The following is a 24,607-nucleotide window of genomic DNA, read 5'->3' as shown; positions in this document are numbered from 1 at the left end:
CGGGCTGAACTCCTTACTAGCGGGAATTATCCTAACTTGCAAAAAAAAATCTAGCATGACCAATAATGACATACTGAAAAAGCTGAGGGTTGCCCTGAGTCTGAGAGATGACGAGATCGTTTCAATCCTGGAATTAGTGGATTTCCGTATCTCCAAAAGCGAGATAGGTGCTTTTTGCCGCAGGGAGGATCATCCGAAATACAAGGAGTGTGGAGACCAGGTATTGCGAAATTTCCTGAACGGACTCGTATTATTCCTGCGGGGACCTAGGGAAGACCCCAAAGATCCCAAAAAGGTCCGGGAACAGATCCGGCAGAAAGGAAAAGATACCGCACCAAAGCCTTCGGATGGCTAGCGGCCTAAAGACATAAAAAAAAGGTGGCAATTGAATTGCCACCTTTTTTAGTATATAGGTATTAGGCTTCTTAGGCCAGTACTTCTTTTACTTTATCAGCAGCTTCCTGGAACTGAACCGCTGAATGAACAGCCAGCCCGGAATTGTCTATGATCTCTTTCGCCATTTCGGCATTGGTTCCCTGCAGTCTTACTATGATCGGTACCTTGATGGCGTCTCCCATGTTCTTATATGCATCGACAACACCCTGGGCGACACGGTCACAACGAACAATACCACCGAAGATATTGATCAGGATCGCTTTTACGTTAGGATCTTTCAGGATGATACGGAATGCTTCCTCTACCCTCTTGGCATCTGCAGTTCCTCCCACATCCAGGAAGTTAGCGGGTTCACCCCCCGCCATTTTAATAAGGTCCATCGTCGCCATGGCAAGTCCGGCTCCATTTACCATACATCCCACGTTCCCGTCGAGGTCAACGTAATTCAGTCCTACGGCACGAGCTTCCACCTCAATAGGGTTCTCCTCGCGAAGGTCGCGCATTTCTGCGTACTGCTTCCTGCGGAACAATGCGTTATCGTCTATAGAAACTTTGGCATCCACTGCCATGATCTTGTCATCCGAAGTCTTCAGTACCGGGTTGATCTCGAAAAGGCTGGAATCACTTTGCTCATATGCCTTGTAGAGGGAAGTCACAAACTTGGTCATTTCTTTGAAAGCTGTACCCGACAACCCCAGGTTAAAGGCGATCTTACGCGCCTGGAATGGCATCAGTCCTGTAGCAGGATCGATCTCCTCTGTAAAGATCAGGTGAGGAGTATTCTCAGCTACGGTTTCAATATCCATCCCACCTTCCGTAGAATACATGATCATATTGCGACCAGTTGCCCTGTTCAGCAGAACAGACATGTAGAATTCGCTGGTTTCACTTTCTCCCGGGTAGTAAACATCTTCAGCAACCAGTACCTGGTGCACTTTTTTCCCTTCGGCAGAAGTCTGGGGAGTCACCAGGTTCATCCCGATGATATTTCCTGCTATCTCTTCCACTTCTTTCAGGTTCTTGGCCAGTTTTACCCCGCCTCCTTTACCACGTCCACCCGCATGTACCTGGGCTTTGATCACGTACCACTCGGTACCTGTTTCCTGGGTAAGTTGCTTGGCTGCATCAACAGCCTCCTTAGCGTTATGGGCAACGATACCTCGCTGTATGCGGACACCAAAACTTGCCAAAATCTCTTTTCCCTGATACTCGTGAAGATTCATATGATATATTCTATTTGGTTTGCGTACAAAAATAGGAAACCATGCTTATTTACCCTAATATAATAGCAGAAGGAAGGACTAAATTTTAAAATCATCAAAATCCAGCGCGTCAAAGTTCTTGAAATGGCCGTTCATATCGATGATCTTCTTGGTACGGTTGACCTCTTTCAATACCTTGATGGTAGTATGAAGGTGATCCAGGATATACTGGAGTCGTTCACTTTCCCTGGGCAGTTGCAGCAGTTCGTGTTCCTGTTCAAACGAAAGCCCCATTTTATGAGCCAGCATATAACTGTTGAACTTATCCGGGACGACATGCTGGAAGGGAACGTCCATCAGGGTATATAAGTCTTTGAGGCGGTGTAATACTTCTTCCCTGGTCTTAGGGTCGCCGTCATTGACATTATCCAGGAATTGAACGATACCTCCCGCATACAGTTTACCGTCCATGCGATTGTCAAAGGTCATGATCTTAAATACCTGCCGGGCCACACAAGCTACATCCATCTCACCGCCGTCATAGGTGGTCACCACTTCTACCAACTGTACTTCTGTGCCGTATGAGATGCGCTCATTGATGTACACCGGGATACCGAAAGTGAGGTTTTCCGTCCGGCAATCGTGTATCAGTTGCTTGTATCGTTCTTCAAAAATATGAAGAGGCACAGTCTCCCCGGGAAAGAAAACAGTTTGCAAGGGAAAAAGTGGTAATTTCATAATTCAAATTTTACTAAATCTACGACAGATTTAAATACCAGTCAATCCAACCAATTACGAATTGTTATAAATATAACTTTTTGTTGAATATTTTAGTATTTGGTTGTATTTTTTGGGTTCGATAGCAGAAGTATGCTAGATTTGTCCTAAAGTTAATACCTATGAATCATTCAGACCTGCTGCAGGTAGCCAAGGAATTCGGAGATCCCGTTTATGTCTATGACGCCAATAAGATCAGCAGCCAGTTCAACCGCCTGACCAACGCTTTTAGCGGAGTGCCCAAACTACGACTGAACTATGCTGTAAAGGCACTGTCTAATATATCTATCCTTCGACTGATGCAGAGCATGGGCAGCGGGCTGGATACGGTATCCCTCCAGGAAGTAAGGTTGGGCCTTATGGCGGGCTTTGCACCTGAAGACATCATCTTTACCCCGAACGGGGTTTCCCTGGAGGAAATTGAAGAGGCTTCTGCCCTGGGGGTACAGATCAATATCGACAACCTCTCCATATTGGAACAGTTTGGCAGCAGACACCCTAAGGTACCGGTTTGCATCAGGATCAACCCACACGTCATGGCGGGTGGCAACACCAAGATCTCCGTGGGGCATATCGATTCAAAGTTCGGGATCAGTATTCACCAGATACCACACTTATTGAGGATAGTGGAACTGACGAAAATGAATATTAACGGTATCCACATGCATACCGGCAGTGATATCCTGGATATAGAGGTATTCCTTTATGCTTCAGAAATCCTTTTTGAGACCGCGAAACATTTCCCGGACCTCGAGTTCATTGATTTCGGAAGTGGCTTCAAAGTTCCCTATAAGGCGGGGGACATCCAGACCAATATAGAAGAGTTAGGCGAAAAGCTCGGGAAGCGTTTTAACGATTTCTGTGATGAATACGGGCGCGACCTGACCCTTGCTTTTGAACCCGGGAAGTTCCTGGTATCCGAGGCCGGTTATTTCCTGGCCAAGGTAAACGTGGTCAAGCAGACCACCTCTACTGTTTTTGCCAGTGTGGATTCGGGCTTTAACCACCTCATCCGCCCCATGCTATACGGGGCTACCCACGAGATCATCAATATATCTAACCCGGAAGGAAAAGAACGCTTTTATTCGGTCGTAGGCTATATCTGTGAAACGGACACCTTTGCCAATAACAAGCGTATCAACGAGATCAGCGAAGGAGACATCCTCTGTTTCCGAAATGCCGGGGCGTACTGCTTCACAATGGCCAGTAATTACAACTCCAGGTTCAGGCCCCCTGAAGTACTTTGGTACAATGGCAAAGCCATCCTGATCAGGGAAAGGGAAACCTTCGAGGATCTTACCAGGAACCAACGGGATGTTAAGGATCTCTTCCAGCCTAAAAAGCAAAAAGCTGAGGCTAAATAGCCCTGTATTATTGATAACCCTGCTGAAATAAAGCAGCTGTTTTTTCGTTATTTTTGGTATAGTTCTTGAACTAATTGACTAAAATCGAAAACATGAAAAAGTTAGTACCGGGTTTAATGCTGATGTTCATGGCGCTGCTTTCTGCGGGACTGCAGGCACAGGACGTCTCCTGGATAAGCTGGGATGAAGCTGTTAAACGCTCCCAGACCGATAAAAACCCGAAAAAGATATTTGTAGATGTGTATACCGATTGGTGCGGTTGGTGTAAAAAAATGGATAGGGACACTTTCCAGAATCCTGAAGTAGCCGCATATATGGCGGAGAATTTCTATATGGTAAAACTGGATGCCGAAGGCAAGGAGCCGATCGAGTTCAAGGGAAAGACCTACAAGTACATCCCCCAGGGACGGCGCGGTTACCACGAACTGGCCGCTGCACTGCTGCAGGGAAGGATGAGTTACCCCACCGTGGTATTCCTGGATGAAGAGATGAATATGCTATCGCCGGTACCCGGGTACCAGAAAGCAAAACCGTTCCTGAAGATCGCCATGTATTTTGGCAGTGATATTTTTAAGGAAAAAGACTGGGAGACCTACAGTGGTCAGACCAAATAAAATAGAAACGGCCTTTTAAAAAGGCCGTTTTTTTTATCTGCTGTAGTTAGGAGATTCGTTTGTAATCGTCACATCGTGCGGGTGACTCTCGTTGATCCCGCTGGCTGTGATCTTCACAAAACGTCCTTTGTTCTTAAGGTCATTGATATCCTTGGCCCCGCAGTAACCCATCCCGGCACGCAGTCCGCCGACAAACTGGTGGATACTCTCGTACAGGTCTCCTTTATAGGCTACCCGCCCGACAATTCCTTCCGGCACCAGTTTCTTGATATCGTCTTCCACATCCTGGAAGTAACGATCCTTACTCCCCTCTTTCATCGCTTCCACAGAACCCATTCCGCGGTACGACTTAAATTTTCTTCCTTCGTAAATGATGGTTTCTCCCGGCGACTCCTTGGTTCCCGCAAGCAGGGATCCGAGCATCACGCAGTCAGCCCCCGCAGCAATGGCTTTCGGGATATCTCCGGTGTAACGGATACCTCCATCGGCAATAACGGGTACATCCGTGTCTGCAATCGCAGCAGCCACTTCAAGAACAGCTGAAAACTGAGGGAATCCTACCCCGGCAACTACCCGGGTCGTACAGATAGAGCCTGGACCTATACCTACCTTTACCGCGTCTGCTCCTGCTTCAACCAGGTATTTTGCAGCTTCCCCGGTGGCAATATTCCCAACGACCACGTCCAGGTCGGGAAAATGTTTTTTCACTTCTTTCAGGACATGTACCACACCCTTGGTATGACCATGTGCGGTATCGATAACAATAGCATCCACCCCGGCCTTAACCAGTGCTCCTGCCCTGTCCACAGCATCCCCGGTGACCCCGATAGCGGCAGCCACGCGTAAACGCCCGTACTGGTCTTTATTTGCAATAGGTTTCTGTGTAAGTTTTGTAATATCCCGGAAAGTGATCAGGCCTACCAGCTTATTGTCCTTATCTGTGACCGGCAGTTTTTCGATCTTGTTCTTCTGCAGGATCACTTCGGCCTCCTCCAGGGAGGTGCCTTCGCTCACGGTTACCAGGTTCTGGTGAGTCATCACTTCCGCGATGGGCCTGGAGTTATTTTTTTCAAAACGAAGATCCCTGTTGGTCACTATCCCAATCAGGGTATTCTTCTCGTCCACGATCGGGATTCCCCCGATGCGGTGCTCCTTCATGCTCTCCTTGGCATCCCTTACCACTGCATCTCTGTGCAAGGTTACCGGGTCCATGATCATCCCGCTTTCGGCACGTTTTACCTTCCTTACCTTGAGCGCCTGTTGCTCTATGGTCATATTCTTGTGCAGTACACCGATTCCGCCTTCCCTTGCCATGGCAATAGCCATCTTGGATTCGGTCACCGTGTCCATCGCAGCTGAAACAATAGGAACGTTCAGGCTGATATTGCGGGTGAATCTTGACTGAATACTTACTTCTCTGGGTAGTACGTCTGAAAATGCGGGGACCAGGAGTACGTCGTCATAAGTGAGACCTTCTCCTAAAATTTTGTGCAGGTGAGCTTCCATGGCAATTAAGGATTAATTGCGTGCAAATATACCACATTAAATACAACCTGCATACAGTTTATTGAATTGCTGGACAGTACAATCGTCCTAATAGGGTTAAAAAAAAGATAAAACTGGTCAAACTTAAGAAAGGCCCGCCGGATTTATCGCTTGCATTCGTTGCAAAAAGCTTGTAAATTTAAGAGACACCTTAAATGCAGCGTTATGAGTATCAGATTAGGAAATAGTTGCCAGAATTGTGAGAAATACAGCGAAGGGTTTTGCATGCACCATAAAACCAATGTAGGCACAGCCTACACCTGTGATAGTTTTGAAATGCAGGCTGCCCTGAAAGATGATCCGAATTGTGCGACCTGCGCCCGGTACCTCAACCCGGACTGTGCTAACCCGCAGAAAGCTGCCCCCGGCATGTTATGTAACCACTGGGCACCTCGTGCACAGGCATAAAAAGATTGAAAGCACCTCCTGTTCATAACAGGAGGTGTCCTGTGATAAGATTGCGCCGGGACCAAAAGTGGGCCGAAATATTACATTGCGAGCAGGAGGGTAATTATAGTTTGAATTGTACTCCGGTATAGAAAGTGCGGGGTTCTGCCGGGATGATCCCCGGTCCGGGGTAGCCCGTAGCCCTGCGTGTAAAATAAGTGTTCCCCAGAAGGTTATTAATGCCGGCTTCCAGTTTCCATTTCCGGTAGCTGTAAGACAATGAAAGATCCATAATATCATATGCGGGAATGGAACCTTCTATCCCGCGCTGGTTATCGTTGATGTCCCGGGGTGCGTTAGTGGCATCCGTAAATTGTTCAGACAGATACGAGTACTGCAGGCTTCCAAGGAAATTACCATAACCGAATTGTAAGCCCGTTTTCATATTGATCCTCGGGATAAATTCCACCCGCTTACCTTCTACCCCGGTTTCTTCTGAATTCAGGTATTCTGAATCGGTAAGGGCAAGATTCAGGTAAACGTTAGCCCGGACGCGTTCAGCCCCGGGAGCAAAAGTCTTTTTCAGGTTCCAGTCCAGGAAACTCTCCAGACCATACATAAAAGCAGTACCGATATTTCCCCGGAAACGCACTACCCTCCCGGTCTCCACAACCTCCCCGTTCGCATTGGTCCTGGTTTCATTCTTCAGGATCTCTCCCAGGCGATTATCGTAGAGCAGGCTGAAGACACTTAGGTCAAAGGAAAGCACACTCCTGTAATTACCCCTGAAACCCAGGTCGGCTGTAAATCCATCCTCATCCCGGATATCTTCAGCTACCTGGTAGGAGGGATTGACCACCCTGATATCACTAAAAGTAACGGAACGATAGTTCTGTGAAATATTGGCATACAGTTCGGCACTGTCTCCTAACTTATAAGCAGCACCCACCCCCAGCAACAGGAAATTACGTTCAAAGGTCCGGTTATCGGTCACTTCTTCATTCAGTAAAGGATTGCCTGCCAGGTCCAGAACAATGTTCCTGTAAGCCCCTTCACTCCTGGTCTTAATATATTCCCAGCGAAAACCGGGGGTAATTGAAAAAGCTGGACTCAGGTCGATGATGTTTTCACCGAAGACGGCCAGGTTGGCATTGGGCAGTTCAAAGGCAGATTGCCGCTCGTAATTCGGGTATTCTTCCGTGTAAAATTCGAAGTCCGGATCGGCGGCTGCGCTCCCGGGACCTTGTTGCTGCCGGTTGTCTGTCTGGTAGTACTTGGTCCCCAGTAATAAGACGGAATTCTTCCCTGATAAAGTATAACGAGTCAGGTAACGGAATTCCGCACCCCAGTTCCGAAAATCATCTACAAGTAATTCACGAGGCTCGGAGGGATCATCCGGCTGGGAAACGCGGTTGGTCCGGAAACCCAGGGCAGAGCGATTGGCCTCCAGGTTGAACAATTGCAAGCTGATATCGGAACGCTGGTTCAGACGATGATCCAGTCGCAGCGAAAAGAGTTTCCAGTCCACTGTAAACCAGTTCCGCTCACGGTTACTGAAGAAAGGGTCTTCTTCAAACTGGACATCTGTGAGCCCCCCGGCTTGTTTTGCCAGGTAATCGAGTACGGTTGCTTCAAAAGTCAGGCGGGTATCCTCGCTCAGCTGAAGGTTAAAGGAACCAAAATAATTGCGACTGTTGAATTCCGAGTTGGGCCGAAAGCCGTCACCTTCCTTGTAATTGAAATAGGTGTAATAACTAAAATCATCCACCGTTCCACTTAAACTGTTGAAACTGGTAAGGAGGTTATACGAACCAATGGTCTGCCGACTTGTCCACTCTATTGCTTTGTCAGTTACGGGGCGTTTGAATTTAAAATTCACCAGCCCCCCGAACTGGGGACCATACTGCAGGGATGCCGCACCGCGTACCACCTGGATCTCGCTGAGGGCCTCGGCAGGTGGCGTATAATAGCTTTCAGGATATCCCAGGGCATCAGCACTGATGTCATAACCATTCTGCCGGGTATTGAAGTTGGCAGTACGGTTCGGGTTCAATCCCCTGCCCCCGATATTGAGCTGCAGTCCGGCGTCACCATTTTCGTAAATATTGAGTCCTACCACCTGGCTGTATACCTGCCTGGGATTATTAGCCGCTACATTGGCCACCAGCTGATCCATGAGCACTACCTCGCTTTTCTTTCCGGCGTAAATAGCGGTGCCCTCAACTTTTTTAAGGCTTTTCAAGGCAAAAACCCGCTGCCGCTCCTGTATCAGTACCACTTCGGAAAGTGTCTCGCTCAGGGGTTCAAGGGTAATATTCCGGACCGTGGCGCCTTCAACGGTGACCTCGGTTTCGAATACTTTAAATTCAAAGGCAAAGACCACCATGTTATAGGTTCCCTCCCCAAGGTTGTTAAACACATAATTACCGTTTTGATCCGCCTCGGCCAGGGTATCTGTATTTTCGAGGTACACCTCGGCGCCGGGAACTGGAATCCCGTCTGCCCCGGTAATAATGCCCTGCAGGCTTCCCTGGGAATACCCAAAAAAGCTTAGCAACAGAATGCATATAACACTATAATCCTTTGATCGTATCATGAAACGGTAATATCCAGGTTTTAGGTTTAAATGAGTCCTCGTATTGGGTGAGGTCGGCCCCGGGATCGATGAAGGGCTTGCTCAGTCTCCCGTTCAGTGCAACCCTGCTGTCTACGTATACACCAACATTATTCCATCCCATCTCCTCGTAATGTTCTTCCAGGAAGTGAGCGAATTCCAGTATAAAATCCGGTTGAAAAGACATCTGCTTCTCCTGGAATGGTGTGAGGAATTCTGAGTTATCTACGTAAACCCATTTGCCGCTTTCCTCATCTACTACTTTGAACTGCGCATAACCGGATTTTTCCATCAGCATCACCCGCCAGGAAAACCGATAGCCCTCCTCTGTCCAGAACAGCTCACCGGGATAAAGAAGGTATCTCCAGGGAAAGAGCAACTGAAACCCGAAGAAGAGCAGCAGGAAAGTTGTTCTTAGTTTATGAGCAGGGCCGTACTTATTTACCAAGGTGCGCCCGTTATCAAAGCGTTTCTTGAGAATGCCTGTAAGCCGGGAAATAAACTCCAATATCCGGTGATGGACCGATGCCGGGAAAAAGATAAGGGCAGAAACGATCATGATATAAGGGAACATACCTATGGGGAAAAGCACGCGGGTCAGTACATGGAACACCACCAGGACAATAAATGCAGGTACCCGGGTCCGTTTATTCAGCAGAAGGAAAGGAACGGCCAGGTCAAACAGGGCGCCTGTCCACGAGAATGCGTACTGTACCCACTCCTGCCCCAACAACCCGCCGATCATCGGGATATCAAATTTGGAAGGAAGCCAGATCTTCAAGGGCATGGCCTCGAGCATCCAGTCTGAATTCAGTTTTGCCAGTCCGGCATAGAAATAGACAATTCCCAGCAGGAGCCGTAATGTCAGCACAGGCCAGGAAGGCACTCTCTGGTAAGCCTTGGCAGGGTTCTTCCAGGCGTCGATAGAAAAATACGTGTGTAAGGGCAGGAAGATCATCAGCAGGGATAAGACACTGATGAAATAATAATGATTCAGGTATGTGGTCTTATCCATAAGCTCTATATAGGTGAAGCTCAGGAAAAAGATAATCACGGCCCAGCGGTATTTATAACCCACTGCTATAGCCAGGGCAGAAAGGGCACAGACCAGGAAGAGCAGGTAGGTATAAACCCCCAGGGGCTTTACCCATTCAAAGCCGTAATATGAAAAGTGAAAACCAGGTTCAAGGTAGAGGGATTCGATCCAACCGTGGTACCAGAAACGGATAATAGAAAAAAGCATCATGAGTCCAAACAAAATGCGAAAGACTGCCAGTGGGGCAGCCTCACGCCGTAATTCGAGTTTTGTTCGGATGGATGCGTTCATCGATTAGTCGCCGTCTGCATCTACAAAATCCACACTAATGCTCATGGCAGACACCATATCTACTTTAAACAGGGGTACTACCCGTTGTACTTCATCATAGGCGAGCAGCATTGCTCTGGGAGGATCGTTGTTCTCTATCTCGGACCTGAAGTCACCCAGGGAGGTCACCTCAGTCATAGCCAGGTCTAACTGCTCGTTGATGATCTCATCAAGGGCAGCCCCATCTTTCAGGGAATTGAGATCCTGTAAGTAGGAAGAAAGGCTTTTACCGTAAGCCGACTTCCCGTAGTGCTTCCCGTTAAAGAAATCCTGTACTGCGACCATGGCAGCCAGGAAAAGTTCCTTACCTACGGATGCCCGGTAATATGCTTCCAAAGTCTGGGGGGCTTTTGAACCTGTAAAAACTCCTAAGGGAATCCCCATTTTACCTGCACGCAGATGTTTCTCGTAATAGAAGATAAAATCATTTACCATCCGGTCTGTTGAAGCCGTTGCAGAAGCGCCGTCATTAGCGACAAATGCATCCCGGAATCCTCCTTCCCAACCTTGAATGACATCGGATGTAAGCGTTTGCATATCCTCGAGAACGGCATCAATATAATCAAAATGCGCCTGCTGTTGGTCTCCCTGGTACCTGGCCACGATCTGGGAATCCGATGTAGCTAACCCGTTAATAAGATAATCCAAGGCAGGAAAACCTTTTACATCTCGGTTAGCCGGCAGGGTCAGGTCATAAGATCCCGATGCAAGATGTTGTTCCAGGGTGGTCACATCTGTAGGATAGGTATTCATTCCCAGGCGGTACCCCACCGATTCGGCAGGACCGATCTCGAACATGGCTACGGCCTGCCAGCCTATATAGGCATCCAACCAGGCATCTCGCAGCTTCTGTAGCTGGTCTTCCGATGGGTTAGCTTTAAAATCTACAAACACCGTGTTCATCGCATTGAGCCTGGTATTGAAATCCCGGTAAGAAGGCAGGATAATGTTATCCGCCCAGTTCTCCAGCATTTCGCTGCGTTCAAAACTTACAGGTGTAGGTTTCGGGTCTACCTGCGGATCCCCGGTGGCGTCGGAAGAACACGCCCAGATGGTCAACAGGATAGTCAAACTCAGAATAATTCTTTTCATCGGTCTACGTTTCATAAATTTTTCGATTTGCAAAGATAGGGAAGGGAACACCCAATCAGAAAACCGGGAGTCCCTTTTCCCATCTTCACCTAACTAACTCAAATAATTTCATTCTAGCTACCGGCTTCGGTTACCGTAAAGTCAAAACGGGCAGCTATAGTATCTGCTAAATTCTGCAGGGTCTGGGGCTGTACATTCCATAACCCATTGGCACCGTCGTCCATAAGATCGTCAAGGATCGCACGCACTTCGGTCCTGCTGAAATAGGGCTCCATAGTACCAGGCTTACGGGTAAACTGCAGGCTGTAGATAAAACCATAGGCCTCGGAAAGATCATGGAAAATAGTACCATATGCGGGTTGGGGTTGTTCAAGGAGTAATTTCGCCTGTATCAGATAGTACACAGATCTTATTCCTATAATTTCGGATATCTTTTCACGGATAACTGCTGCCTGCTCATCGCGCACCTCGTAATTACCGGCGACAATAGCGGCCCTTCCTAACTTGAAGGCTTCAAATATCTCGTTGGAAATCCCGGCAAAATCACTGTCTCCCTCTACCCTACCGAGATATTTGTTCAGGAAACTGTCTGCCCCGAGATCATTATTAGGATTGGCGGGATCCGCATTCAGACCGAATACATAACCGTAAGCTTCATCCCATTTGTGCTCCATAGTGGTGTAATTTTTACCCGCTACGGTAATCCCGGCTTCGTTCTCTGATATATTTTCTCCTTCGTCCAGTACGCTGGCCGACAGGTAATTATTAAGAGCCTGGTCTGCCATAACTGCTCCGATGAGTCCTTTTATGACCAACTGGTTGTATTCCAGTCCCTGGCCTGAAACATAACGGGTAGATGTACCGTCTGCTATCTGGCCTGCGCTCCCCGGAGCTGCTGCGCTGTTCCACCTGGGAAAGATCTCGTTGGCCTGTGCGTCTATCCACCCATCAAAATCTGCCCGGATATCAAATTGATCAGCCGTATTGGAAGCAAAGAAATCGGCTGAAGCTGCAGTTTTGGATTTTAAATTCTTATCAGAAAAATTGAGATCAGTATTTTCAAAATTTTCAGTTCCGGCTTCATGGGCATATATAGCCTGGAGTGAGGTAGCTGTTTCTGTGGGATCCATAAGGGCCCCGGAAAGTGCCTCTCCCATAAGGAGTCGGGTAGTCTGCCCGTTATAATCCACGGTAGAAGAACCGTCTCTTTCAAAGGTATAGTTGGCTGGCGCATTTACCTGCTCATCTATCGGGTTATTGTCATCATCATTGGTACAAGAGGTGAGTAGAATTCCACTTAAAAGTAGCGTTGATAAAAGATTTCTCTTCATCTATTTATATTTAGATTGATTTTAAATAATGTTCGAGCTGCAAATATATAGCAGGATGAAAAATCCTCAAACTTTATTTAGAATTAATTTAAATAAAAATATCAGTGGTACTTGGAAAAGAGGTCAGTTGCCTTATTATGAGCAGTTTCGAATGCCATCCACTTCACTCCTGTGTCGGCTTTTGCGGTTGTAAAATAGGAAAGCATCTTCTCGGTTGGCATATTTCCAGTTAACTCATCCTTGGCCATGGGACATCCTCCAAAGCCTTGAATCGCGCCGTCAAACCTACGGCAGCCGGCTCTATAAGCGGAATCGATCTTCTCGTGCCATTTCATGGGATTTGTATGCAGGTGAGCGCCGAACTCGATTTCCGGGTATGCAGGGATCAAATTAGAGAAGAGGTAATCTATATCTTCCGGGCTGGCGCTGCCCACGGTATCCGAAAGGGACAGGATCTTCACCCCCATTTCCGCAAGTTTCCGTGTCCATTCCCCGACTATATCCACATTCCAGGGATCCCCGTAAGGGTTCCCAAAGCCCATGGAAATATAAGTAACTACTTCCTTACCACTTTGACCTGCAATTTCCAGTATCTGTTGCAACACATCTATGGATTGAGCAATCGTCTTATGCGTATTCCTCATCTGGAAATTCTCCGAAATGGAAAAGGGGTATCCCAGGTAATCGATCTCCGGGTGTACGCTTGCATCTTCTGCCCCCCTCACATTCGCGACAATGGCAAGAAGCTTACTTTGGGTACGGGCCAGGTTCAGCCCGGCCAATACCTCTGCAGTATCTGCCATCTGCGGAATCGCCTTGGGTGAGACAAAGCTTCCGAAATCTATGGTATCGAACCCACAATTAAGAAGGGCCTGCAGGTAATGTATCTTCTCCGGGGTGGGGATAAAAGTCTTAATTCCCTGCATGGCATCCCTTGGGCACTCTATGATCTTAACCTTTTCGGGCATATGGCTTTCTTTGCTTTTCCAAAAGTAGTACTAATTCCCTGAAATTAACAGCCACATCCCTATGCCCGTGAAAACCAGTATCTGCAGCCATTTCAGGAAAAGGCCGGTTCCCCGGTGTGATTTCAGGTAGCCCGCAATGCTCCCGGCGAGCAGGGCGAGGGTTCCGAAGATCACAAAGGATACCGCCATAAATATGAAACCCAGGATATAGAACTGGTACACAAGCCCCATCGAATTGCTGAACAGGAAGCCCGGGAAAAAAGCCAGGAAAAATATGGTGACCTTAGGATTCAGGACATTCATAACAAAACCCTGCCGGAATAACCGGGATAATGATTTCCGCGGTACAGCGCCTGAATCCAGCCGGATATCGGATCCCGCCCTGAACACCATCCAGGCGAGGTAAAACAGGTAAAGTGCGCCAAATAATTTAATGACAAAATACAGCTGTTCGTTTTGCCGGATCACCATGGAAACACCAAATGCCAATAACGTGGTGTGTACTAGGCAACCTGAAATAAGTCCGGCGGTAGTCGCCAGGCCAGATTTCCGGCCATGGGCAATGCTCTGGGTAAGTACATATATATTATCGGGCCCCGGTGCGATAGCCAGTGCAGCTGTCGCGAAAACAAAAGCGGTCAGGATCTCGAAGTTCATGGATTAGGCTTTTGCCCGTTCTTTCTGAAGGATGGCTTTATTGATCCGCTTTACCAACGCCGGACCCTCGTATACAAAACCTGTCCATAATTGTACCAGGGACGCACCGGCTTCCAGCTTCTCAAGGGCATCCTGTTCGGAATGTATTCCCCCTACCCCGATAATAGGAAAAGCTCCATTGCTGCGGGTGTGCAGGAAGCGGATCACCTCGGCACTCCTGTCTCCCAATGGTTCCCCGCTGAGGCCACCCTTTTCCGAACGGAGTTCTTCCGCAGATCGCAGTTTACTACGATCCAGGGTGGTATTGGTCGCGATCACCCCTTGTATCCCGGTCTCCTCCACAATGGCTATGATATCCAGCAACTGTGAGTCGGTCAGGTCCGGGGCAATTTTAAGGAGGATGGGTTTTTCTTTGCTTTGCACGGCAACTGAGAGCTTCGTATTCTCTTCCCGTAATCCTTTCAACAAAGCGGTCAGTGGTGCTTTATCCTGTAACTCTCGTAACCCCGGTGTATTGGGAGAGCTGACATTGACCGCAAAGTAATCCACCTTGGTGAACAACTCACGGAAACAGATAAGGTAATCCTCCATGGCACGCTCATTGGGTGTCACTTTGTTTTTCCCGATATTCCCTCCTACAAGGATACGGGGATCCGGACTGAGTCGTTCTGCAGCCGCCTTCACTCCCCCGTTATTGAATCCCATACGGTTGATCAGGGCGTGATCAGCTTTTAACCGGAATAACCGTTTTTTAGGGTTACCCTGCTGCGGCTTCGGTGTGAGGGTTCCTATCTCCACAAATCCGAACCCAAAATCACCTAATTCTTTATATAAGAGCGCATCTTTGTCAAATCCCGCGGCCAGGCCTACCGGGTTCTTGAACTGCAGACCGAAAACTTCCCTGTGCAGTAACGGATCCTTCACCTCGTACATGGCCCTGAAGAGAGAACCAAATCCAAGACTGGAAAGTAATTTTATTAATCGAAAGGTAAAATGGTGAATGGATTCCGGGTCGAACAGGAAAAAAATAGGCCGGATGATGGTTTTATACATGGCGGACTGTCAGGTTTGAGCAAAAATACAAACTTAGACCTATTCCATAAGTATTCCCTAAATAAAATGAGTGCTGCAACCCGCTACTCTGATCGCAACATTGGTCTGCGTTTTACTTCTTCACAAAGTTCTATATACCGCATATACTGCCGGTCATTAAATAGGGCCAGTAATTTCCGGTCAATATTCCTGGACGCAGTGAGCAGTTCTTCTTTGAGCAGGGCGAATTTCTCTGACATCTGCAGCAGCTGGGAAGGGGTATCCTGCGGATGGGTATCAAACAACTCCCTGACGTTATCCCGGTGTTCTTTCTGGATCAGTAGGAATTCCCCAGACCATTCTTCCAGTTTCTGTTGTTGTTCCTGGTTGAGCTGGAATACCTGTATGATCACTTCATTATCCTTCCCTCCTACTCCCAGGGTACACTCCTGTTGCTGACCAAAGGAACTCTGTAAACTCAGCAGGATCACCACTGCGGGGACTAAATATTTAAAACATTGGAAATTCATCGTCTCTGAAAGATGGAAAAGGCTGTTTGCTGCAGCAAGATAAGGATGAATTTCTATTTAAGCGCTAAAATAAAAGGCTGCCCGGGAGAGGACAGCCTTTGTTTATTATACTAAGCAGCTTTTATTTGACGGTATAGCTTACCCTCGCAAACAGGAATCTTCCTCCGATCCCAAACTGCTGTGCACGACGGGACCAGTCGAACCTTCCTGAACTCCGGTTCCCAAAATCCGGGTCTGCCCTGTCCGGGTAGATATCAAAAACGTTATTCGCCCCAATGGTGAGGGTCAGTGCCGGCGATGCCTTGTAGCCCACAGATACATCGGTGACCACTTTGGTGCCGAACACCTGCTGGTTTTCCACGATGGTAGTGGCTTCTGTGACCTCCCCGAAATAAACGTTCCTGAGGAAGAAAACAAAAGCATCCGAGCTCAGGCTGTTACTCAGGTTTATTTTGGTCCTGGGAACAGCTTCTTCCAGGTAAACCCGGCTGTCTTCAGGAAAATAGGTATCTACCAGCCCGGCATTCCTGAGTACATCCGAAGCATTGATATCGCCTACTTTCTTTGTTTTGGAAAATGTACCTGCCAGATCGGATCGCAATCGCCATCCATCCCAGAGGGTCGCATTATGGGTAAGCACCACATCTAACCCTTTAGATTCTGTGTCAATGGCATTGGCAAAGAAAGAGGCCGCGGTTGCGTTGGCCTGTCTTAACAGGTTATCCAATTCGGTCCCGGTTCCCGGTCCCTGGAACTGGCCGGTATAGACAACGCGGTCATTGATCCTTACAAAGTAACCATCCACAGTGATAGATAGGTTGGCCTCAGGAATATTCCCGGTCAGACCAAGGCTGATACTCCTGGAAGTTTCCTCTTTCAATTCAGGAATTCCAAGCAAGTTCGCCGCCCGGCTGTCGTTCGCGAAAGTTCCGACTTCCTGGGGATTACCCAGGTTATCAAAGATGGTCGAGGTGGAATTAAAGTTGATCTGGTGCAGGGATGGTGCCCGGAAGCCGGTATTTACCGCCCCCCGTATATTAAAGTTATCCGTCACCTTGTAGCGCGAAGCCAGTTTAAAATTGATGGTAGAACCAAAGTCACTGTAATTTTCGAACCTGGTGGCAAAACTCATCAGGAAATCATCAGAGAAATCGGCCTCGATATCAAAATAACCTGCAATACTACTTCTTCCTCGTGCCAGCTCGTTATTAGGGCTGAAGCCGGGGAAGACCTGCGAACCGCCCGGCCTGGAATTCCCGAAGAAATCCTGTGCAGGGGTCTGGGAGGCGAGACGTACTACCTGCCCGTTAGCAGTGTACTGGGCGTAGGAAGCTTCTTCACCTGCGACGATCTCGTATTGCTCAAAACGGTATTCTCCTCCAAAGGCAATATTCACCCCGTTCAGCATGTCGTCAAAGAACTGGGTAATATCCAGGTTGGTGGTATTTTGTAAAAATGAGAAGCCACCCGCATCGAAAGTGGTGGGCGAAGCATTCTGAAGGGAAGCATTAAACGTATTCCCGATTGTATAGAGGAATGCATTCTTTCCATAAGTATTACTGAAATCCACGCCCCAGTCTCCGATACTTCCCCTGATCCCGACGGAAAGTGACTGGTCCTTGATATTAGAATTGATCTCCGGCAGGAAACCATTAGGGTATGCCGGTGTATAGGTCCTGCTCTGGTTAGGCAGGCGATAGAAGCCTGCAGAGTTACCGGTTCTTGAACTTATCCCTCCAAATGCGTAGATGGCGGTTCCCGCATCATCCAGGGGAAGCAGTAAATTAGTGAAGAGTCGGCCTCCCCTGAGGGAAGACTGTCCGACCCTCATATTGTAATCACTTCGTTCCTGCCCTCTTGCTGATAGTTCGGCCGAGGTATTATCTGCGGAAAGTATAGGCTGTAGTTCGGCCTTGGTCGATGCTCCGTTCAGGTTTATCCCGGCCTGGTTTGCGTATTGTATGACATCGTTTACATCATCGTCCAAAAGCAGGGAAGTATCATATCCATCGGCACGGGCGAAACGTTCAACGGTATTATAGAGGTTAAAGATATCGCCTTCCCATTCTGCCATACGACTGTAATCATCCCGGACATCAAAATCCCCCGAGAAGGTAACAAAGCCACCATTATCGCCTAAGGGCAAGCCGTAACTTGCGGCAATGTTCGTGGTTTCCCCGTCTACTCCACCCGTCTGGTCGTTTGCATTCTTGGTAAAATTAGCTCCCGTAGTTGCGGTCACCTGCAACTCGTTCACTTCTTTGTTGAGTACTATATTGATGACACCTGCGATGGCATCAGAACCGTACTGGGCTGCAGCACCGTCTCTCAGGACTTCTATCCGTTGAATGGCCACCGCGGGGATGGCGTTAAGGTCTGTACCCACACTACCTCTACCGAATGTACCGTTGACATTGATCAGTGAAGAGGTATGTCTCCTTTTTCCATTGATCAGTACCAGTACCTGGTCCGGGCCAAGCCCACGCAGGGAGGCCGGGTCTATATGGTCTGTTCCATCCGATATGGTTTGGGTATTAGAGGTAAACGATGGAGCTACGTAATTCAGGATCTGGTTCAGGTTCACCTGCGGAGCCACATCACTCAGTTGTTTTACATCGATCACATCTACCGGCACCGTACTTTCTGTAGCTGTACGGTTCGGGTTCCGTGAACCGACAATCACTACCTCGGATAGTGCTACACCGGAGGTTAGGGAAATGGTCATGGTTGTGCCGGTCACTCTTACACGTTTAGTTTCATAACCGATATAGGAAACAACGATAGTCTCTCCTACGGCTACTTCGTCCAGCGTAAAGTTACCATCAAAATCGGTGGTGGTTCCGATGGTTGTGCCTTGTTTGACCACCGAAGCCCCGGGCAGGGGTGCCCCTTCTTCATCGACAACTGTCCCCGTCACCTGGGCCTGTACAAAGGCTCCCAAAAGCAACAGGAATACAGTAAGGAAAGTAATTTTTGCCTTCATAATAGTTTGTTTTTTAGGTTGTTAGTTATAAGTAAGGTAGTAAATATCAGGATATAGCCCCCGAAATTGTATGAATTTTCTTTAAATTTTCCCGGTTTGACCGGCGCTTCCAATTATTTACCTTTACCCAAAAACTAAGCAAATGGAGCATATACTAGAGCGTTTCCTGACCTACGCCAGGATGGATACCGAGAGCGATCCCGAATCTGATACTACCCCCAGCACGGCAAAACAATGGGACCTGGCTAATTACCTGGCTGAAGAACTTGAGCGCATTGGTATGCAGGATGTTACCATCGATGAGAACGCTTATATCATGGCCACTTTACCGGCCACCACGGACAAGGAAGTACCGGTGATCGGTTTTATCTCCCATTTTGATACCAGCCCGGATTTTACAGGGGCAGGAGTCAACCCGAGGGTGATCCGAAATTATGATGGAAAGGACATCGTCCTGAACGAGGAAAAAAATATTGTTCTTTCCCCCTCGTATTTTGAGGAAATGCGACAGTATAAAGGACAGACCCTGGTGGTGACGGATGGCACTACTTTACTGGGCGCTGATGATAAGGCGGGTATTACCGAGATCGTCTCGGCTATGGAGTACCTGTTACAGCACCCGGAAATTGAACATGGCAAGGTCAGGGTAGGTTTTACCCCCGATGAGGAGATTGGCCGGGGAGCACATAAATTTGACGTTAAAGCATTTGGTGCGGAATGGGCTTACACCATGGACGGCAGTACCATCGGGGAACTGGAATACGAAAATTTCAATGCAGCTGGGGTAAAGATCAGTGTAAAAGGAAAAAGCGTGCACCCGGGTTATGCGAAAGGCAAAATGGTCAATGCAAGCCGGATCCTTAATGAACTGATCAGCTGCCTGCCTGAATACGAGACCCCGGAATTTACCTCGGGCAGGGAAGGATTTTATCACCTAACCAGCATTAACGGAGATATTGAACACGCATCTGCCCAGATGATCATCAGGGATCACGACAGCACCCTGTTTAAAAAACGAAAGAAATTACTGCGGAGGATCACGGCTGAACTCAATCATAAATACAACAATGCCATTGAGCTGGAGATCAAGGACCAGTACTACAATATGAGGGAAAAGATCGAGCCTGTATATCACATCGTGGAAACCGCGAAGGAAGCGATGGAATCCCTGGGAATTACTCCCATAATCAAACCGATCCGGGGAGGTACAGACGGATCCCAGTTGAGTTATATGGGATTACCCTGCCCTAATATTTTTGCAGGCGGTCATAACTTTCACGGCAAGTACGAATATGTTCCCCTGGAAAGCATGCAGAAAGCTGTTGAAGTTATCGTGAAAATTTGCGAACTTACTGCAAAGAAAGCCTGAGCGATGGATCATTCTGAAAAAGTAGAAGCTTATTACGAAAAAGAGCAGCCTTTTAAAGAGGCTATAGGAATACTGCGCGAACTGGCCATCAAATCGGGAGCCGGTGAAACCCTGAAATGGGGTTCTCCTGTCTATACCGTACAGGGAAAGAATATTTTCGGGATCATGGCATTTAAGGAGCATTTTGGTATCTGGTTCTTTAACGGCGTTTACCTCAAGGACTCCCTTGGGGTGCTGCAGACCGGGCAGGAAAAAACCAAGGCAATGCGACACTGGAAATTCCGCAGTGCTGAGGACATTGATCAAAATGCAGTACTGGCTTACATGAAGGAAGCCGTTAAAAACCAGGAGAAAGGATTGGAATGGAAGCCTGAGCGAACTGAACATACCATAATCCCGGCATTACTTAAGGATGCCCTGGAAAGTGATCCCGTATTAAAGGAAAGCTTCGGGAAGCTGAGCCCTTACAAACAGCGTGAATTCTGCGAACATATCGAGACTGCTAAGCAGGAGAAGACCAAGCAAAGAAGACTGGAAAAAAGCCTTCCTATGATACGAAAAGGAGTAGGATTGCATGATAAGTACAGGTCCTGAAATAAAAAACACCGCCGGTTGGCGGTGTTTTTCTTTAACCTGAAGGTATCAGGACTTCTTCTCTTTTTCTTTGGGAGGATTCAGTTTTTTACTCATCTCCATGGAGATAGCAGAGCGATCATACTTCAGCCGTCCTGCCATGGTCTCGATGATGCATGAAAAATCATTATCATTGAGCTCCACGATCTTGCCGTGCATACCACTCTTCGTAATTATCTTATCTCCTTTTTTCAATGCTTCCACAAATCTCTTTTCGTCTTTCTGACGTTTCATCTGCGGGCGGATCATAAAGAAATATGCCACCACGAAGATCAAGATCATAGGAAGAAACTGTCCTATATCACCCATTTTCTCTTTTTAATTGGTTTAATTATTCGTGTAATTATTTGATCGGACCCTGGGCCGCGTTTGCATTTTTAGGGTTGACGAAGGCTTTGATACGCAGTATCTCTGATCCCTGTGCAGTGTTAGCTGTAACCGTGATGGTCTTAGTAACCTGGTTCATCCCTGATCCGTTAAACTTCACCAGCATCGATCCTGACTCACCAGGAGCAATAGGAGTGTTTTTAGGATACTCAGGAACTGTACATCCACAGCTACTTTTAGCATCGGTAATGATCAGTGGGGCATTCCCTGTATTGGTAAAGGTGAAGGTAGTCTCCTGGGGAGTTCCCATTTCGATAGTACCAAAATCGTGTTCCTGCTTATCAAAGCTCATCACCGGAAGGTTCTTCCCGGCTTCATCTCTTTGGGCAGCAACTTCAGCCTTATCAGAATTCACTTTACTGGAGGCATCCTCTTTACAGGAAACCATGACCATTACAGAAGCTATGGCCAAGCTTAGAAATACTTTTTTCATCACAACTCGGTTTAAATTTAGGGCCAAAATTACACAATATTTTTACAACAACCCACGACCAATTTTCTTTAGTTTCCCCTCGGTTTTATATTCTTTCACCAGTTTGTCCAGTATTCCATTGATGAAAATACTGCTTTTAGGGGTCGAATATTCTTTGGCGATCTCCAGGTATTCGTTGATGGTAACGCGTTCCGGTATAGACGGGAAATTAAGAAGTTCAGAGATGGCCATCTTCAGAAGTACGGCATCGATATCGGCGATCCGGTCCTTGTCCCAATTCGGGGTCTTGCCTTCTATTTCCTTTACCAGGGAAGCATTGTTGAGCAGGGTCTTGACCAGTAATTTTTTAGCAAAATCCATATCTTCCTGGTCCTTCATCAGCTTGGGCAGGAAATAAGAGTCAAAATGATCTGGTTTTGCTTTCTTGATCAGTTTCAGGAGTGAAGTATTCACCAGGGGAAGGTCGTCTACCCACGTAAGCTGGTCGTCTTCAAAATATTCATAGATCTGGTCGTTAGGCGCAATCACTTCTTTAAAGAGCTCTGCCACCAGTTCCTTATCTGATTCAAAATCGCTGGAGGGTGCAGCCATGTAGTCTTTATAATAGGAGCTCTCCTCGATCTTTTTGAGAAGGATTCGCACGTATTCTTCGTGGTAGTACCAGTTCTTAAGCTTCCGCTTTTTCAGTTCCTCCTCCAGCATCTCGTTCCCGGCGATCCGGACCAGCAGCCTGTTCTTTACAAACTTTTCCCTGTCCGGAACATTTTCCGCCTCGTCCTGCAGGTATTTATTGGAAGAACGCTCTACCCTTTCCGCAGCCATGGTATGCAGCTCTTTCAGCAGGCTCAGCATCAGGAGATATAAGGTGTAGGTATTTTTAATACTCAGGGCCAAAAATTTCTCCTGTTTGTCCAGGGATTCTTCCTTGGACTGGGTGATAGCGTAAATGCATTGCATAACCTTAACCCTTATGTGCCTCCTTGTTAACATTTAAAAGAACTTTAGCCGGTGAATTACAATTTATTGAGGGGCAAAAATAAGAATATAGCTCGAATAATTGACCATGAAACCAAGTATCTTATTAGTTTTATAACATCGGGTTTGATCCCGAAGCCATATCTTTGCCATCGTGCTTTAACACAACCCATCCACTAGCTAAAAGCTTACATGAAGGAGCTCAAACATTTAAATAAATATTTCAGGAAATACTGGTTTAAACTATTAATGGGGGTGATCATCACCATCATTGCCCGGGTCTTCCAGTTAGTGATGCCTTCTTATGTTAATAAATCCATCCAGGTAGTCGAAGACTACGTGGCTAACGAGGTCGGGGAAGAGGCCGCCAGGTCCATGCTGCTGGAATATATCCTGATCATAGTGGGAGCTGCCTTACTGTCCGGGTTTTTCACCTTCCTTATGCGGCAGACTATCATCAATGTCTCCCGGTATATCGAATACGATCTTAAGAATGAAGTGTTTGATCACTACCAGTTACTGAGCCTGAATTTCTACAAACAAAACCGTACCGGCGACCTGATGAACCGTATCAGTGAGGATGTAGGGCAGGTCAGGCAATATGCGGGGCCGGCGATCATGTACGGCATCCAGACCCTGACCCTTTTTGTCTGCCTCATACCCCTAATGTTTATCAAGGCACCAACCATAGCTTTTTATGCCCTGGTACCCCTGCCCATACTTTCTGTGCTGATTTACTGGATCAGCCGCATTATCCATCTCAGAAGTACTAAGGTGCAGCAGTTCCTGTCTACCCTTTCTACCTTTGCCCAGGAATCATTCTCGGGGGTTGCAGTAATAAAGGCCTACAGTCTTGAATCACAAGTGAACGAGGAAGCGGCCACGCTTGCCGAAGACGGCAAAACTAAAAGTATGGACCTTGCTAAGGTCCAGGCCTGGTTCTTCCCGCTGATGATCCTGTTGATAGGTATCAGTAACATCTTCGTGATCTACGTAGGTGGGATGCAGTACATAAACGGGGAGATAGAATCGGTGGGTACCATTGCCGAGTTCATCCTGTATGTGAACATGCTCACCTGGCCTGTCGCAATCGTCGGGTGGCTAACCTCTATTGTTCAACGAGCAGAAGCATCACAGAAACGGATCAACGAATTTTTGCATGAGCAGCCCAGTATTCAGAATCATTCGCACGAACCGGACGAGATCCATGGGAAGATCACTTTTAAAAACGTGACCTTCACATATGAAGACACCAACATTACGGCCCTGAAAGACATCTCATTTACGGTAAACCCCGGGGAGACCGTAGCAATACTGGGGAAAACGGGATCGGGAAAATCGACTATCCTTGACCTTGTCGCCAGGCTGTACGATGTAAGTTCCGGGGAGATATTGCTGGATGACCGGCCAATTACCTCGCTGAACCTGGAAGCACTTCGCTCCTCCCTCGGTGCTGTCCCACAGGATGCTTTCCTTTTTTCAGACAGTATCCGGAATAATATCAAGTTCGGGAAAGAAGATGCTACCGAAGAAGAAATTATCAAAGTAGCAAAGATGGCCGTGGTCCACGATAATATCATGGGCTTCACCCATGGATACGATACGGTCCTGGGGGAAAGAGGTATCACGCTCAGTGGTGGACAGAAACAACGGGTTTCTATTGCTCGCGCCCTCTTGAAAGACCCGAAGATCTATCTTTTCGACGATTGCCTTTCCGCGGTGGATACTGAAACAGAAGAAGAGATCCTGAACAACCTGAAAAGAGCTTCTAAGGACAGAACAACGCTGATCGTCAGTCACCGGGTGTCTTCGGCTAAGAACGCGGACCAGATCATCGTGCTGGAAGACGGACGCATCCTGCAGCAGGGAAAACACCATGGTTTATTAGCGGTAGACGGCTATTACAAGGAGCTTTACAACAGCCAGCTATCGGAGAAAGAAAACTAGAATTT

22 protein-coding genes are annotated in these 24,607 nt (G+C 47.5%); 7 read left to right on the top strand and 15 right to left on the bottom strand.

Features of this window, described 5'->3' with window-relative positions:
- Positions 1-55 precede the first annotated feature (55 nt).
- Complete coding sequence (locus CLV82_RS13165) at positions 56-355, top strand: DUF1456 family protein (RefSeq protein ID WP_133644812.1); 300 nt, start codon at positions 56-58, stop codon at positions 353-355.
- 70 nt (positions 356-425) lie between these two features.
- Here the strand turns inward: CLV82_RS13165 and sucC are convergent, their stop codons facing one another.
- The gene (gene sucC / locus CLV82_RS13160) at positions 426-1,619 is read right to left on the bottom strand and encodes an ADP-forming succinate--CoA ligase subunit beta (protein WP_133644811.1); all 1,194 of its coding nucleotides are present in this window, start codon (positions 1,617-1,619) and stop codon (positions 426-428) included.
- Between the two features lie 78 nt (positions 1,620-1,697).
- Positions 1,698-2,336, bottom strand: a complete 639-nt coding sequence (locus CLV82_RS13155) for an LON peptidase substrate-binding domain-containing protein (RefSeq protein ID WP_133644810.1) — start codon at positions 2,334-2,336, stop codon at positions 1,698-1,700.
- 161 nt (positions 2,337-2,497) lie between these two features.
- Here CLV82_RS13155 and lysA point away from each other — a divergent pair, with 161 nt between their 5' ends.
- Together lysA and CLV82_RS13145 are read left to right on the top strand one after the other, a co-directional pair.
- The gene (gene lysA, locus CLV82_RS13150) at positions 2,498-3,739 is read left to right on the top strand and encodes a diaminopimelate decarboxylase (protein WP_133644809.1); all 1,242 of its coding nucleotides are present in this window, start codon (positions 2,498-2,500) and stop codon (positions 3,737-3,739) included.
- 116 nt (positions 3,740-3,855) lie between these two features.
- The gene (locus CLV82_RS13145) at positions 3,856-4,353 is read left to right on the top strand and encodes a thioredoxin family protein (RefSeq protein ID WP_373075693.1); all 498 of its coding nucleotides are present in this window, start codon (positions 3,856-3,858) and stop codon (positions 4,351-4,353) included.
- A 33-nt stretch (positions 4,354-4,386) separates the two neighbouring features.
- Here CLV82_RS13145 and guaB read toward each other — a convergent pair whose 3' ends face one another.
- Complete coding sequence (gene guaB, locus CLV82_RS13140) at positions 4,387-5,859, bottom strand: IMP dehydrogenase (RefSeq protein ID WP_133644807.1); 1,473 nt, start codon at positions 5,857-5,859, stop codon at positions 4,387-4,389.
- Positions 5,860-6,063: 204 nt separating this feature from the next.
- Between guaB and CLV82_RS13135 the strand changes: the two genes are divergently transcribed.
- Positions 6,064-6,306 carry a hypothetical protein gene (locus tag CLV82_RS13135; protein WP_133644806.1) on the top strand — a complete coding sequence of 81 codons (243 nt, stop codon included), beginning with the start codon at positions 6,064-6,066 and terminating at the stop codon, positions 6,304-6,306.
- A gap of 103 nt (positions 6,307-6,409) precedes the next feature.
- On the opposite strand, the gene CLV82_RS13130 is transcribed toward CLV82_RS13135, so the two are convergent.
- From CLV82_RS13130 to CLV82_RS13090, 9 genes are all read right to left on the bottom strand, one after another.
- A complete protein-coding gene (locus CLV82_RS13130) occupies positions 6,410-8,881 on the bottom strand; it encodes a TonB-dependent receptor (RefSeq protein WP_133644805.1) in 2,472 nt (823 codons plus the stop codon).
- Complete coding sequence (locus CLV82_RS13125; protein WP_133644804.1) at positions 8,859-10,226, bottom strand: HTTM domain-containing protein; 1,368 nt, start codon at positions 10,224-10,226, stop codon at positions 8,859-8,861. Before CLV82_RS13125 ends, CLV82_RS13130 begins: the two co-directional genes overlap by 23 nt.
- 3 nt (positions 10,227-10,229) lie before the next feature.
- Positions 10,230-11,357 (bottom strand): imelysin family protein, encoded by a 1,128-nt coding sequence (locus CLV82_RS13120; RefSeq protein WP_133644803.1) that lies wholly within the window; start codon positions 11,355-11,357, stop codon positions 10,230-10,232.
- A 113-nt stretch (positions 11,358-11,470) separates the two neighbouring features.
- The gene (locus tag CLV82_RS13115; protein ID WP_133644802.1) at positions 11,471-12,688 is read right to left on the bottom strand and encodes a DUF4856 domain-containing protein; all 1,218 of its coding nucleotides are present in this window, start codon (positions 12,686-12,688) and stop codon (positions 11,471-11,473) included.
- A 101-nt stretch (positions 12,689-12,789) separates the two neighbouring features.
- Entirely contained in the window at positions 12,790-13,656 is an 867-nt protein-coding gene (locus tag CLV82_RS13110) for a hydroxymethylglutaryl-CoA lyase (protein WP_133644801.1), read from the bottom strand.
- 30 nt (positions 13,657-13,686) lie between these two features.
- Complete coding sequence (locus tag CLV82_RS13105) at positions 13,687-14,313, bottom strand: LysE family translocator (RefSeq protein WP_133644800.1); 627 nt, start codon at positions 14,311-14,313, stop codon at positions 13,687-13,689.
- A gap of 3 nt (positions 14,314-14,316) precedes the next feature.
- A complete protein-coding gene (locus tag CLV82_RS13100) occupies positions 14,317-15,366 on the bottom strand; it encodes a quinone-dependent dihydroorotate dehydrogenase (RefSeq protein ID WP_133644799.1) in 1,050 nt (349 codons plus the stop codon).
- Between the two features lie 83 nt (positions 15,367-15,449).
- Positions 15,450-15,875, bottom strand: coding sequence for a hypothetical protein (locus tag CLV82_RS13095; RefSeq protein WP_133644798.1), 426 nt, complete (start codon positions 15,873-15,875; stop codon positions 15,450-15,452).
- A gap of 121 nt (positions 15,876-15,996) precedes the next feature.
- The gene (locus tag CLV82_RS13090; protein ID WP_133644797.1) at positions 15,997-18,858 is read right to left on the bottom strand and encodes a TonB-dependent receptor; all 2,862 of its coding nucleotides are present in this window, start codon (positions 18,856-18,858) and stop codon (positions 15,997-15,999) included.
- Between the two features lie 142 nt (positions 18,859-19,000).
- Here CLV82_RS13090 and pepT point away from each other — a divergent pair, with 142 nt between their 5' ends.
- A complete protein-coding gene (pepT, locus tag CLV82_RS13085) occupies positions 19,001-20,227 on the top strand; it encodes a peptidase T (protein WP_133644796.1) in 1,227 nt (408 codons plus the stop codon).
- 3 nt (positions 20,228-20,230) lie between these two features.
- Positions 20,231-20,821 (top strand): YdeI/OmpD-associated family protein, encoded by a 591-nt coding sequence (locus tag CLV82_RS13080; RefSeq protein WP_133644795.1) that lies wholly within the window; start codon positions 20,231-20,233, stop codon positions 20,819-20,821.
- A gap of 48 nt (positions 20,822-20,869) precedes the next feature.
- Here the strand turns inward: CLV82_RS13080 and yajC are convergent, their stop codons facing one another.
- From yajC to nusB, 3 genes are read right to left on the bottom strand one after another with little or no spacing between them, the layout of a single operon-like run.
- Positions 20,870-21,169 carry a preprotein translocase subunit YajC gene (gene yajC / locus CLV82_RS13075; RefSeq protein ID WP_133644794.1) on the bottom strand — a complete coding sequence of 100 codons (300 nt, stop codon included), beginning with the start codon at positions 21,167-21,169 and terminating at the stop codon, positions 20,870-20,872.
- 34 nt (positions 21,170-21,203) lie between these two features.
- Positions 21,204-21,680 (bottom strand): DUF1573 domain-containing protein, encoded by a 477-nt coding sequence (locus CLV82_RS13070; protein ID WP_133644793.1) that lies wholly within the window; start codon positions 21,678-21,680, stop codon positions 21,204-21,206.
- Positions 21,681-21,722: 42 nt separating this feature from the next.
- Positions 21,723-22,670: a transcription antitermination factor NusB gene (nusB, locus tag CLV82_RS13065; protein WP_133644792.1), complete on the bottom strand. Its 948-nt coding sequence runs from the start codon at positions 22,668-22,670 to the stop codon at positions 21,723-21,725.
- 177 nt (positions 22,671-22,847) lie between these two features.
- Here nusB and CLV82_RS13060 point away from each other — a divergent pair, with 177 nt between their 5' ends.
- Positions 22,848-24,602, top strand: coding sequence for an ABC transporter ATP-binding protein (locus CLV82_RS13060; RefSeq protein ID WP_133644791.1), 1,755 nt, complete (start codon positions 22,848-22,850; stop codon positions 24,600-24,602).
- The last annotated feature ends 5 nt before the right edge of the window (positions 24,603-24,607 follow it).

Source organism: Zeaxanthinibacter enoshimensis (assembly GCF_004362865.1).
Taxonomy (GTDB): Bacteria; Bacteroidota; Bacteroidia; order Flavobacteriales; family Flavobacteriaceae; genus Zeaxanthinibacter; species Zeaxanthinibacter enoshimensis.
This window is presented reverse-complemented; position numbering and strand designations above follow the sequence as displayed.